This window comes from Armatimonas sp., assembly GCF_031410135.1.
Classification (GTDB): Bacteria; Armatimonadota; Armatimonadia; order Armatimonadales; family Armatimonadaceae; genus Armatimonas.
The window spans coordinates 1-12,197 of sequence record NZ_JANNYP010000459.1 but is presented as its reverse complement, the minus strand read 5'-3'; the positions used below and the strand labels follow the sequence as shown (position 1 = coordinate 12,197).

Below are 12,197 nucleotides of genomic sequence, written 5' to 3'. Positions count from 1 at the left end.
CCCTATTGTCCCAGCAACTACCTAACCTGTTACAATAAAATCCGATATTTGCTCCTAAATCATAAAAAACTGCCCCATTAAAAAGAGATTCCCCAAGCATTTCCTGCTCTTCTAATTCAAAAGTACCTTGGATTAGTCCTGAAAACCCCCCCTTCGCATTGAATTTCAATCCTTTGCCAACACCCCCAAGAATCACCTGATCCGTGCTAGATGCTCTCCGAGCAACAGAACTAACCAATTTTTTCAGAACAATATTCTTCTCTTTCAAGCGAAAAAGGGAATCAAGTACTGGCTTCGGAAGAAGCGCAACAATTTTATTAAGCATTAATTTACTTTTTCTTACCATTCCTTACTCCTCCCCAATATCAACCAAATCAATCAGATACGGGAGAGGAGTCAGGGAGGATCCTAGTCCTTCGCCCAGAACATGGGGCCAGGTTGCTCCGAGATGACCGAGCGCTTGAGGACATCAAGGGCCTTGTGCAGACCTTCGGCGCTGGACATGAGGCCATCCTCATGCTCGATCGAGAGCACATAGTCGTAGCCGACCATGCGCAGGACGCTCACAAAGTCCTTCCACCAGGCTTCGTCGTGGCCGTAGCCCACCGAGCGGAAAACCCACGAGCGCTTGGCAATCTCTCCGTAGCTCTGCGTGTCTAGGTTGCCGTTGACACCGCTGTTCTGCGGATCAATGCGAGTGTCTTTGGCGTGGCAGTGGAACAGCGCTCCCGCCTCGCCTAGCTCTCTAACGGCGGCCAGCGGGTCAATCCCCTGCCACCACAGGTGCGACGGGTCAAAGTTCACGCCGATGCGATCCCCCGCCACTTTACGCAGTTTCAGGAGTGTGTCGTTGTTGTAGCAGATAAAGCCAGGGTGCATCTCAATGGCAAAGACACAGTTGTGTTGCTTGAGAAAACGGTTCTGAGCACGCCAGTAACGCGCCGCGACGCGCCACTGGTACTCTAAGATCTCGCGGAACTCATCGGGCCAGGCGCACGTCACCCAGTTGGGGTTCTTGGCGCGGGACGAGTCGCCAGGGCAGCCGGAAAAGCCATTGACGGTTGCCTGGGGCATGATTCCATCACCATGGAGTGCTTCGGCCAGGAGAACTGCGTCCTCAAATGCCTGGTGGTGCTCCTCGGCGATCTTCTTGTTAGGGTGCAGCGGGTTGCCGTGCACCGAGATCGCGGAAAGGATCAGTCCACGGCTCTCGATGGCCTGCACCAGCTTTTTGCGCTTGCCCGCATCAGTGGCCAGCACCTTGGAGCCGCCCATGTCGTCTAGGTGACGGCTGCCCGGATAGGCTCCGCCGCCTAGCTCGACGGACTGAATGCCCGCCTCCGCGATATAGTCGAGCGCTGCCTCGATCGGGCGATCGTGGAACAGCGCAGTGAAGATTCCGATCTTCATGTGTTATTTGCTTCCTTCGTGAAATTTATCGCGCTCTAAGCCTAGAGCACAATGATATCTGGCACTCAGTTTCTACACCCGAAGGCGCTTCTCCTCCAGATCAAGGCGGTAGAGAATTTGGTTGTAGTTGTAGCGCGGGGTGGCTTCGGGATTTCCAGAGAACGTGTTGACATAGGTTCCCTCAAAGTAGAGGTAGCGGCCCCGGTCAAAGTACGGGTGCTGCGTGACATTGTAAAAATCCATCTTGTCGTGCGTGACGATCTGGACAGCTTTTTCCCAAGGCCCGGTCAAGTCTTTGGCCTCCGCGTACCAGACCTCACCCACATTGGAGGACTTCCCAAACTTTTGTAGCACTATCATCACCCAGCGCTGGCGATAGGCGTTCCAAAACACCGAGCCGCCGTGATTGCTGACCAGAACGCCCGTTTTTGCATCTTTCAGGCTCAGCTTTGGCTCCGAAAAGTGTTCGTAGTTCTTGAGGTCTTTCAGCGCCGCCAGAGTCGGCTTGACGCGAACGCAGGGCTTGGGTGCGCCACCGTCGTACGTTCCGTAGAGCCAGCCATCGTGCACAAACGGGTGGCCGGTGAGCGGCTCGGGCTTGGTAGGATCAAACTCCACCACCGTCTCGAAGCAAGCTTTCGCATCATTGAAGACGGCGAGGCCACGCTCCACGCACATCCCGAGGTCTTTCATCCGGCTGTAGAAGCAAACCAGCTTACTGCCGCCCTCGATCACGGCGAGCCCCGTGATCCAGACCGGGCCGGGGCCTTTGGGCTTGGGGAACATGGGACGTGAGAAGCCCGTTTTCTCGTCCACAAAGTAGCGCAGCCGAATCGCCTCGTCGGGGTTGTCACGTGGATCAGACGTTGCACCCGCAGTGCCAAACTGCCCCAGCGGGTACTCGGGCCGCGAGGTGTCGCCCCAGAACCAATAAAGCTTGCCTTTGTACAATGCCACCAGCACGGAGTCCTGGCCCATGACGCGTGCATTGATCGGGGCAATTCCCTTGGGCACGGGCTTTCCCAGGAGCAGGGAGTCCCGGTAGATCCCCTGCCCCGTCACCCGGTAGAGGCGCTCCGCAATATTCGTACGCGGTAGCTTGATTGTCGCCGTCTTGCCCGGCTCTGGTGTCAGTGCGACGCCCGCGTAGCCAAAGCCGTCTTTGGGATAGGCATAGCCGTGGCTCTTGATCGCAAACCAGACCTTCGTGCCCATCAGCCCCGGCTCGTCGTAGGCAATCCAACCCGCGCTATCGGTGATATAGGCAACGTCGTTGGTCGTTCGTAGCTCGACCAGCGGCACGCCCCGCCCCGTGGCGGCATCGACCACGCGGATTCCGAAGTACCTCTCGCCCGAACCCACCCGGCTTCGTTCGTTCCTCACTACACCACCCTCCCTCAGGGCAGGGAGGGTTAGGGAGGGGTTTCCAGCCATCTTTCCCTCTCCCCCTTCCTTGGGACAGGGAAGGGGGTCGGGGGGATGGGTTCGAGATGCAACCGGCGGGATCAAAACGCCGGTTTTTCCCATTCCGAGAACACCAGCTCCGAGAGCGGCTTTCGGGCTCGGGTTGGGCTGTTGTGACGCGCTTGCTGCTTCTCCTCATCTAGGAGTTCCGCCGCACCGAGATAGCCCAGCGCGATCATCGCCTGTGGCGCGAAGTCGTCGGGGATGGCGAAGATTTCCTGCGCCTTGACAGCATCGAAGCCTCCCATCTGGTGGAGATAGAGATCGGCGGACGCGGCTTGAACCGTAAGCTGCCCCACGGCTTGGCCCACATCATACGACGCGAACCGGTTCTCGCTGCCATTGTAGGCAAAGGTTTTCTTTGCTACTCCCAAGATCAGCACGGGAGCCTTGATCGCCCACGAGTTCCCTGGAACCAGCGTGCTCGCCAGCTTCTCAAAGGTCGTCGGATCGGTGGCTTTTACGCCCACGATAAAGCGCCACGGCTGCTCGCCAAAGCACGACGAAGACCAGCGAGCGGCCTCAAAGAGCGAGAGCAGCGTCTCGGCGGGAACGGGCTTCGGGTCAAAAGCAAGCGGGCTCCAGCGCTGGCGAAGCGGCTCAAGAATCGGGTGGTCGTTGAGAGTCGGTTTTTCCATGCCCCTCAAGAACCCAATTCAGCCCGTCAGGTTCCCGCGCACCTTCAAGTTGAGGTCGAACTTACCGCAGCGCTCGCAGCCGGGGAGGAAGTCGCCGGAGCGGAGGCGGGTGCGGAGGGCGTGCCAGCCTTGCGAGCGCCAGAGGTCGGTGAACGAGGTTTCGTGGAGGTTCCCCAGTGTTAGCTCGGAGTTGGGGTTGCAGCAGAACCTCACGTTGGCATCGCCGTCCACGCGGGCGTACCAGTGGCCCGCGAAGCAGCCGACTTCGTCGATGGGAAAGCGATCCGGTGCGCTGCCCGAGAGCTCGGTGAAGAATGTGTCTAAGTTCGCGTTTGCTCTTAGGCTCTCCAAATATTCTCTCTCGGCAAAAAGCGCGTCGCGCTGGGCTTCACTTAGCACCAGCGTCTGGGTTTCGTCAATGGCGCTCATGAGCTTGAACTGCACCGACGCGCCCAGCTCTTTTGCCAGCGTGAGGGCTTTCTCTAAGACGTGACAGTTCACGGCGCAGACCACAAAGACCAGCTTGAGCTGTGTTCCTGAGGCAACGACTTCTCGGAGAAGCGCAATCAGCGTGTGGAAGTCCGCCTCGGTGCGGCCTGGATGAAACGCGACATAGGTCTCCGGGTCGGCGCAGGAGAAGTTGGCGAGGATCGTGGTGAGCTTTAGGGCCAGAAACGCCTCACGGCTCCGAACCAGCGTCAGATTGGAGATCAGCGTGATTTTCAAGCCTGCCTGACGTGCGTCGCCAAAGACCTCCAGGCACTCAGGGTGCGCCAGCGGATCGCCGCCGCCGGTGAAGATCACGCGCTCCGTGCCGAGGGCAGCAAGCTCGGCGAAAAACGGCTGGAGCAGCTCACGCCCGAGCCGCTTGCGTCGCCAGTCGGCCATCGGGAGTGCGTTTTTGAGCGGCGAGTAGCTCCAGCAGGTCAGGCAGCGCAGGTTGCAGGCATTGGTCAGCACCACGCTCACACTCTGCGGCCCGACGGTGGGCAAGAGGTTGAGCCGTGTCTCCACCAACCTTACCTCCCCCTTCCCTCTCCCCTTTCCTTCGTAGAGGGAAGGGGGCCGGGGGGATGGGTTCATTTCGCGACCCACTTGTCTCCATCGAGCACAAAGGTCTGCGTGTAGTTCTGGTCGTCGCCCGGCGCGAATTTACGCTCGATGGTGCCGTCTTTCTTGAAGGCCCAGGTCTCGTCGAACTGCTTATTGTTGTTGGCGTCCACTTTGGCGCGATTCCACGTGGTGTAGCCCTTGTCTTTATCGCAGCGCAGCTCGATCACGACGCTGCCGTTCTTCACACGCCACTTGGGGCCTTTGGCATCGGGCGTGCCCTTATCCAGCGGCTCCTTCTGCATCTTCAGCACCTCACGGTCTACGTCAGAGAGCGTGTCTTCCCCAATTGGCTGTGCTCCCCCGGCATTTTGGCCTCCCCCGAGATTTTGGCCTCCCCCCTGCCCCCCTCCGGCTTCGCGAAGGGGGGTATTGTCAGGCGTATTTTGAGACATGGGTGGTGCGGCGGGTGTGGGCGCGTTGTTTGCCTTTGGGCGAAAAACAAAGAACGCGAGCGGTGCCACTAGCAGCGCCACGCAACCTAACCCACGCAACTTCACGAACGAATCATATTTCATCAAAAAATTCCCCAGTCCGATTTATCGGACTTTGTTCCCGTCGGAGATGCCGATTTCAATCGGCGGTAAGTTTGCGACCTTGCGGCGTGACCGTGAGCGTGTAGCGCTTGCCTTGGTAGCTCACGCCCTGGATTTCGAGCTTTGTCCAGCCCTTGGGCAGCGCGACCGGCGCTTTCTCTATCCTATCCCAGTGCGTGAAGTCCAGCCCCCCAAAGCCGTAGAGAACGGCCTGTAAGACGCCCCCACAGCCCGTGGTGAAGACGCACCGATCCAGGCTCCGCTTCTCGGAGAAGAGCAAAAACGGCCCACGCACAAACGGGCGATAGCTGGCGCGGAACTCCTCCTCGGCTTCATCGGCGCGGCCCAAGCGTGCAGCGATCAGGGCGTGCACCGAGTCGGTCATGGCGGGGCCGTTCTTGATGGGGCGCTTTTTATGGAAGTCAAAGGTCTTGGCATCGGCACTGGGGTGCTGGGCAGGCCAGAGCAAGAGTTCGCCATCGGCCTGCTTCGTACCCGGTTTGCCATCGTCGCCATCGCAGCGCAGGATCACCCCGTCGGCGTTCTTGGGAATTACGAGCCCCTTGGCCACACTCGCCCAGAGTGGATTAGTAGGCTTTCCGAGCAGCTTTGCGGCCTCGGAAGCGGCATTGAGGCAGTTGAGCACCATCGCGTTGGTGTAGGCGTTGTTGGTCACTTTCATGTGCAGCTCGTCCGGCCCGGTGAGCGGCCCTAAATCGTAGCCGCCTGCCGCGTTTTTCTTGACCTTGCTCGCAAAGTACTCCGCAATCCCAGAGAGCAGCGGCCAGCCCCGCGCCTCCAGCCAGGCTCTGTCGCCCGTCGCGAGCCAGTACTGCCACGTCGCCCACCCGACGCCCGCCGTGACGTGCCGCCCCTCGGAGAAGCCACCGGGAGCCGTCTCGTTGCCACTTGCCGCTGACTCCCAGGGAAAGTCTATGCCCTTACAGCCCTGCTTTGCCGCCTGCGCCTTTGCCTGGGCGAGATGCGAGAAGCGATACTCCAGCATCGTCTTTGCCAGGTCGGGGTGCTGGGCCAGAAGCGCCGGGAACATCCACACTTCCGCGTCCCAGAAGATATGGCCCTTATAAAAATCCCCCGAGAGCCCCTCGGGCGCGACGGAGAAGCCTTCATGGCTTCCAAATCCCCCCACGGACTGCATCAGATCAAACATCAGCTTATGGACAAGTTGCTGCGCCTCAGGATCGCCCTCAATGATGATATCGAATCCCTCCCATCGCTTCGCCCATTCGGCTTCGTGCGACTTTACGATAGCGGGCCAATCTGGTAACTTGGCATACTCTGTCGCAGGATCCGTGTAGTAGGTTACCTGTGACCAAGAACTGTCTGGCTCATCGCGGCCAGAGCCATCTTTTGAGGGAGTGCCTTTCACATTGGTAATGATGTTGTGGCCGTAGACGAGGGCCGTTATGATCACATTCCCCAACTTAGTTGTGAGGATACCGCGTTTGAGATCTAGCGTTTGCTCGTAAGGTTCGCCCGATTTTGGGACAAGCTCAAAAGGTTTCCAATCGGCTAGTGACTGGAGGGTCTCGTTTTTGTCGTAGACACCAGCGACGAAAGCTTTACCGTCTTTCCCTTCACCACCACTAGCTCCAAATGTCGCTCCCATGATTCCACTACTCAGATAGATTCCATGGTTGCCTCGGTTGGCATTGGGGTCGGTGGTCTTGAGAATCCACGGATCGAGGTCTTTGAAGGCTCCCGTATCGGCAGAGGTGGTCTTGCCGACGGGATTGTTCGGGGTCGGCGCAGAGTCTTCGGGCTTTGGACACCCGGCGAGGCCAAGCGCGAGGGCGGACAGCGGGAGAAGTGTCAGAAAACGGCGGCGATTCATACGCGTCTATTTTACCGCTATACTGGAGGCTGTGTCTCTTCGACCGCAAAGCGTCCTGCCTCCCTCCCTACAGAACGATCTCACACGCCAGCTCAACCGCCGGGATCTGCGTTTGGTCGAGACCACGCTTGCCTTCTACGACCCGGAGCAGGTTCTAGAAGCGCTGGCGGCAATTCTGGTGCACGAGCGCCGTCGGCAGAAGCTGCGGCGCACCCTGGGCAAGCTTTTTAATCGAGCAAGCGGCGTGGCCTTCGTACTCTGGTTTGTTACCACATTTCATCAGAGTGAGTTCGCAACCTATGTCGGTGTGGGAATCGCGCTTCGAATTGTGCATGGGATTGTGACCTCAGTCAGCAAGTCGGCGACGCTTCGGGGCAAGAATGCACAGTTTGTCGCCTCCGCGTGTATCCAGCGCGGGAGCCGGCAGAGCTTGGGCGCGGTTCTTATCATCGCAGAGTCTGGGCTTTTTGGCTCCCGCAATGAGCGCGACACCTGCCGGGCTTTTCTGGAAGTGGCGCTGGTTCGATCGCCGGTCTCGGAGCTACTTACCCTCACCGAGCCACAGAGAGCAGCCCTGCGAACCGTGACGGCCAGCGCGCTCGTCGGCGTTCACAAAGATGACCGCTACACTACCCTCGCCAGTGCTGGACTCCTCACGCTAGGAACCCTCCAAGACCCTGGGCTCAAAGAGCTAGCCACCCAGGCGACGGCACTGCCGGAGACTGCGGTCCAAGCCGCCGCCATGGAGTACCTCAGCGCGGTACACTAAACCCAGATGATGCAGATGCAGGTTCAGAAAACGCGAACCGAAAAAGAGCGCGAGAAGCGTCTTATGCAGCTCATCGTCCAGCAAGGCGTGGTAGGTACCGAGCGCGAGCTGGCCCGCTGCGAACCCGAGACCGTGCTTCCCCTTTTGACCCGTCTGTATACCAAAGAGACACTGGTCATCACGCGCATCCGATCCGTTGTGACTGTCGGTCTTTGCACCTATTTCTCACTTATTATTCTCTACTACGTGGTCAGTCAGCACTTTTACGGTCTCTGGCCTTTGTTTACGATTCCTGTCTGGAATCTGCTGGGCTGGCGCACCAAAAAGAAGCAAGCCGCGCTTCAGCGTCTTGAACTACTCGCGACGCTTCTCTTAGAGCGGGTAAAGCTTGCCCCGCGTAGCGAGCTTGGGACTCTGCTGGACCTGGCCCCGCAAGCCTGGGAGAGCGCGATACTGCTCATCCCCATCCGGGACCGACTGGCCCATCTTCTCGCTCGCACCCCCACCAACGAGCTTTTCTTACTGACTCCCGAGCAGCGAGCCGGGCTCCAGTTTGCCACCCGCAAGGCCATAGACGAAGCACATCACAACGACTTCTTCGAGCCGCTGGCCGTGGCAGGGCTCTTGGCGCTAGGAAGCCTCAAAGATAGAAACCTTGGCGGTCAGGCAGGGGATGCAAGAGTAGCCCACAAGTGCGAGCGGATTCGGATGGCAGCAGAGGAGTATCTGAGAGCGCTAATGTAGCGCTCTCCGGCGACGAGCTACCCAAAAACCAAGTGTGCCAAGAGCAAACAAGACTCCACTGGCGGGCTCAGGTGTCCCTGTGGACGAAAAACCACTTGCCATGGTTGCAGAAAGATCCATCCCTTCAGGCCGATAGGTTGGCACTGCGACGGTTTTAGTGCGCCCTGCCTGATTAGGGTTGACGACACGCTCCTCCACGGCCACAAATGACGTGAACTCGCTCATGAGCTGGTGCTCCAGAGCCAACAGTGTCATTGCCTCTTTGAGCGGCACCTGGGACTTCCCTTCGAGCTCGGCCACATAGTGCTGCTGGCGAAGGTCTTCTAACTTGGCCCGTGCCCACAGAGTCGTGATCGCGGAGTGAGCGCTTTCCGAGGTGCGCTCCGGCAGGGTAAGTGTCAGGGTACGCTCCCAAGGCTTGCCGCGCAGCTTACCTCGAATGGTGATCGTGCCACTCCCGGCTTTGGTGTAGTGCCCCTTGAGCAAGATCGGCTCAGCGGAGAAGACATCGGGAATGTGGCGCGGGTAGACCTCATTTTTGTCCACGCTTTGCCCACCCCAGTCCACAGAAATATCAGTGAGCAAGGGATCCGCAATGCGGTGGGCAAACTCGGCGGCGACCTTCTGGCCGTTAGCGGTTAAGGGGACGATCTGACAGGCTCCACGCCCCTCGCGTGCCATTCCCTCTAACAAAAACCGATTGACCGAGTTACCAATGCCAAAGGGAAAGAGTCGCACACGCCCCCGCTCTTTGGCAATCGTCGCCAGGATCTGATTCTCGTTGTCTACTAAGCCATCGGTCATGTAGCTAACGATTCGCAAGCGCCCCTCAGGGTCATCTGGCTGGCGTAAGGCATACTCAACCGCTCCCAGAATGTCTGTCCCACCGTTGGCCTCCAGGCCGTTGATGAAGCGTAGTGCCTCGATAAGATTTTTTGGGGTGGCGGGCTGCGGCTTGTCAAAACAGGGGTAAAGGCTTGTGTTGAAGCCCAGCACCTGGAACGTGTCGCCAGGGTGAAGCTGGTTTAAGCAGTAGCGCATCGTCTCCTTGGACTTTTCGAGCGGCTCCCCAGACTGCGAGCCGGTCTGATCCACCACAAAGATCAGCTCTTTGGGGGTCACACTGTCACGGGTGGGAGCGGCGGGCGGCTGGAGAATCAGCAAAAACTCACCCCCTTGGCTTTTCTTATTGGCATGGGTCAGAACCCCCTCCTGAAGCTCCGCTCCCGCAACTTTGTAGCGCAAGACAAAATCTTTATTGGGAAGCTGTCCGCTATTTGTAGCCAGCATGATTCGGGCTTTTGGAGCAGAAAAAGACTGAACAAGAATCGGGTGGAGTGCACTGCGGATATCTTGGATGGGGAGCCCAGCATCTAGATCTACCGTGAGCGCAATGTCATGTGCAGGCCGTGTCGGAGAGAGCGTATTCGATGTACTCACTTTAGTGCCATCAGGCGCGGTGGAGTAGCGTGGGGCCACCACCATTGGAAACGTAAACTCGCCGCTTCCCTCGTGGTACTTCAGAGTCACCACATAGCTCAGGCGCACTTCGACACGCTCACGAGGCATCAGGTTCGCCACCGACTGCGTAAAGACATTGGGCCGCTCCTGATCCAGCAGTGCCGCCGTCTTGCCCGCAGACTTCGCCGCCTCATAGGTCTTTCGCGCCTCTTCCCGCCGCTTCAGCACACCCCGTACAATACGCTCCCGTCCAATCCGCATTTCCATCCGATCCACGGCAGCATCCTCGGGAAGCGGGAACGTGTAGATTGCCTCCACCGGGCCACTGGCCTCCGGCCCCACGAAGCGCTGGACAACATCCACCCGCGCCACAAACCCCGAGATCTGCGCGTGGACATCGGTGTGCTGCAAGGGGCACTCCATTTCCCGAGACCGCAGCCGATCCCAGGCACGTAGTCCTACCCCCTCCGATCCCTGTGCCACCCCGGTCACGGTCGCAAACCAGCATAGTACCAGCGCCAACCAACTCAATTGTCTCATCCTAATATCTCCTCTGCCTCTCTTATTGCCCTTTCCTTCGTGGCAGCAGAAAGAATTTAGGCCAGGTAGACTAAATAAAGTCATGTTTCAGGCACAGCAGAGTTTAAAACAAGACGAGCAGAAGAAGCGTCTGGCGCAGATTATCGCCAAGCAAGGCATCGTGGAGGCTGAGCGTGAGCTGGCCCCCTACGACTCCTTCGTCGCAATCCCCTTACTCATCCAATTGTTCAAGCGAGAGAACGAACAAATCCATCGTCGAAAACTCCTGATCTTTGGTCTGGCAGGCACCTACCTAGGGCTCGCTGTGCTTTGTGAGATCCTCAAGAGAGAGCTGATCAATTTCCCGTTTCTTGTTTTTATTCTTGCGGTAGGAGAGTGGCGAGATCGCCAGAAGAAGAAAGCGCTCCAGCGAATCGAGTCGCTCGCGACACTATTGGCAGATCGTATCAAGCAGGCAGCGCGAAGCGAGCTCGGGGCGCTCCTGGAGTTGGCACCGCACGCCTGGGAGAATACGACACTTCAAGTCCCACTCCGCGACCGTCTTGCCCATCTTCTTGCTCGCACCCCCACCGACGAGCTTTTGGTACTGACTTCCGAGCAGCGAGCCGGACTCCAGTTTGCCACCCACAAAGCCATAGACGAGACGGACTACAATAACATCTTCGAGCCGCTGGCCGTGGCAGGGCTTCTGGCGCTAGGAAGCCTCAAAGACAAAAGCCTTAAGAAAGTGGCGGATGATGTGAGAACCGTGCACAAATGCGAGCAGGTTCGTGCGGCGACGGCGGAGTATCTTGAGGCAGTGAGATGATCCAGCGGCAGCGTCCTCAAGAAACACACACCATGCAAAAGAAAAAGCTCTGGCAGCAGCTCAAACACTCCTCGCCCGATGCAGCCAAAAAGACGCTCTCCATACTGCCTTGTGAGAGAGCACTGGTACTCTTGACCACGCTGATGCAGCGCGATAACCAGCGCGTCCATTTCTGCTGGTTTTTCTTTCGTGCCGTTGCCATTCCTCTCATGTGCTTGGGGATTGCCTACAGCATTTGGAGCATTACCTCTGGGGTTGCAAAAGATCCTTTCACGCGTGGAATCAACACCCTGGTGCTGCTCATTTACCTGCCGCTGGTGGCTCGGTACCGTGGCACCAGCAAGCGAAACAAAACGATCTTCACCCTGCTCCCCGATTTACTCTCACGTGCAACCCGAGCTGAGCTAGGGGCGGTGCTGGAGTTCGGAAGCCATGCTGCGTTGTCCCCCCTAGCCAAAGCTCCAGATTCGCTTGACAAGCTCTTTCAATGGCTGGGGCATGTGCTACCTCGAACGCCCCTGGATGATCTGGAAGCGCTTTCTCCCGAAGCACGGCACGGGCTGCGGCTTCTCACTCAAGAGGCTATTGAGAAGAGCAAAACGGAGCAGAAGGCCGAGGCGCTTGCGGTTGCGGGCTTGCTCGCTTTGGGAAGTCTCAAGGACACAAGCCTCAAGAAAGTGGCGGATGGCGTGAGAGCCGTGCACAAATCCGAGCAGGTTCGTGCGGCGGCGGCGGAGTATCTGAGCCAGCTCTAACGGTACACTAGGCTGTGCTACAAAAGTACCATGACCGGGTAGAGCAAGGCAAGACACTCTGGGACTTGCTTGCGGAACAGACCAGCGTTGCGGCAGAAGCAAAACTT

The 12,197-nt window shown here is 58.3% G+C and carries 11 protein-coding genes and 1 pseudogene; 4 read left to right on the top strand and 8 right to left on the bottom strand.

Translation table 11 applies throughout. The annotated features are described in order from the left end of the window. The 7 genes and pseudogenes from RMO15_RS17035 to RMO15_RS17005 form a co-directional block, all read right to left on the bottom strand. Positions 1 to 346: pseudogene (locus RMO15_RS17035) on the bottom strand (hypothetical protein); the annotation flags it as partial. Between the two features lie 62 nt (positions 347 to 408). After that, positions 409 to 1,410, bottom strand: a complete 1,002-nt coding sequence (locus RMO15_RS17030; RefSeq protein ID WP_309714645.1) for a sugar phosphate isomerase/epimerase — start codon at positions 1,408 to 1,410, stop codon at positions 409 to 411. 72 nt (positions 1,411 to 1,482) lie between these two features. Continuing rightward, positions 1,483 to 2,793 (bottom strand): hypothetical protein, encoded by a 1,311-nt coding sequence (locus RMO15_RS17025; RefSeq protein ID WP_309714644.1) that lies wholly within the window; start codon positions 2,791 to 2,793, stop codon positions 1,483 to 1,485. A gap of 122 nt (positions 2,794 to 2,915) precedes the next feature. Further along, positions 2,916 to 3,512, bottom strand: a complete 597-nt coding sequence (locus tag RMO15_RS17020) for a nitroreductase family protein (RefSeq protein WP_309714643.1) — start codon at positions 3,510 to 3,512, stop codon at positions 2,916 to 2,918. An 18-nt stretch (positions 3,513 to 3,530) separates the two neighbouring features. Beyond that, positions 3,531 to 4,526, bottom strand: coding sequence for a radical SAM protein (locus tag RMO15_RS17015; protein ID WP_309714642.1), 996 nt, complete (start codon positions 4,524 to 4,526; stop codon positions 3,531 to 3,533). 65 nt (positions 4,527 to 4,591) lie between these two features. Further along, positions 4,592 to 5,140 (bottom strand): hypothetical protein, encoded by a 549-nt coding sequence (locus RMO15_RS17010; RefSeq protein WP_309714641.1) that lies wholly within the window; start codon positions 5,138 to 5,140, stop codon positions 4,592 to 4,594. Positions 5,141 to 5,195: 55 nt separating this feature from the next. Continuing rightward, on the bottom strand, positions 5,196 to 7,013 hold the full coding sequence (locus RMO15_RS17005; RefSeq protein ID WP_309714640.1) for a hypothetical protein: 1,818 nt from the start codon (positions 7,011 to 7,013) through the stop codon (positions 5,196 to 5,198). A gap of 31 nt (positions 7,014 to 7,044) precedes the next feature. On the opposite strand from RMO15_RS17005, the gene RMO15_RS17000 reads away from it, so the two are divergent. After that, a complete protein-coding gene (locus RMO15_RS17000) occupies positions 7,045 to 7,782 on the top strand; it encodes a hypothetical protein (RefSeq protein ID WP_309714639.1) in 738 nt (245 codons plus the stop codon). A 6-nt stretch (positions 7,783 to 7,788) separates the two neighbouring features. Next, positions 7,789 to 8,526 (top strand): hypothetical protein, encoded by a 738-nt coding sequence (locus RMO15_RS16995; protein WP_309714638.1) that lies wholly within the window; start codon positions 7,789 to 7,791, stop codon positions 8,524 to 8,526. Here RMO15_RS16995 and RMO15_RS16990 read toward each other — a convergent pair. After that, entirely contained in the window at positions 8,518 to 10,527 is a 2,010-nt protein-coding gene (locus tag RMO15_RS16990) for a VIT domain-containing protein (RefSeq protein ID WP_309714637.1), read from the bottom strand. The two genes, RMO15_RS16995 and RMO15_RS16990, sit on opposite strands and share 9 nt — an antisense overlap. 82 nt (positions 10,528 to 10,609) lie before the next feature. Between RMO15_RS16990 and RMO15_RS16985 the strand changes: the two genes are divergently transcribed. Both RMO15_RS16985 and RMO15_RS16980 read left to right on the top strand, forming a co-directional pair. After that, complete coding sequence (locus RMO15_RS16985; protein ID WP_309714636.1) at positions 10,610 to 11,335, top strand: hypothetical protein; 726 nt, start codon at positions 10,610 to 10,612, stop codon at positions 11,333 to 11,335. Between the two features lie 32 nt (positions 11,336 to 11,367). Beyond that, entirely contained in the window at positions 11,368 to 12,090 is a 723-nt protein-coding gene (locus tag RMO15_RS16980; protein WP_309714635.1) for a hypothetical protein, read from the top strand. Positions 12,091 to 12,197: the final 107 nt, after the last annotated feature.

Coding starts and splice junctions, on each gene's coding strand:
- RMO15_RS17030 (WP_309714645.1), bottom strand. CDS start 1,410: ATGAAGATCGGAATCTTCACTGCGCTGTTCCACGATCGCCCGATCGAG.
- RMO15_RS17020 (WP_309714643.1), bottom strand. CDS start 3,512: ATGGAAAAACCGACTCTCAACGACCACCCGATTCTTGAGCCGCTTCGC.
- RMO15_RS17010 (WP_309714641.1), bottom strand. CDS start 5,140: ATGAAATATGATTCGTTCGTGAAGTTGCGTGGGTTAGGTTGCGTGGCG.
- RMO15_RS17005 (WP_309714640.1), bottom strand. CDS start 7,013: ATGAATCGCCGCCGTTTTCTGACACTTCTCCCGCTGTCCGCCCTCGCG.
- RMO15_RS16995 (WP_309714638.1), top strand. CDS start 7,789: ATGATGCAGATGCAGGTTCAGAAAACGCGAACCGAAAAAGAGCGCGAG.
- RMO15_RS16990 (WP_309714637.1), bottom strand. CDS start 10,527: ATGAGACAATTGAGTTGGTTGGCGCTGGTACTATGCTGGTTTGCGACC.
- RMO15_RS16985 (WP_309714636.1), top strand. CDS start 10,610: ATGTTTCAGGCACAGCAGAGTTTAAAACAAGACGAGCAGAAGAAGCGT.
- RMO15_RS16980 (WP_309714635.1), top strand. CDS start 11,368: ATGCAAAAGAAAAAGCTCTGGCAGCAGCTCAAACACTCCTCGCCCGAT.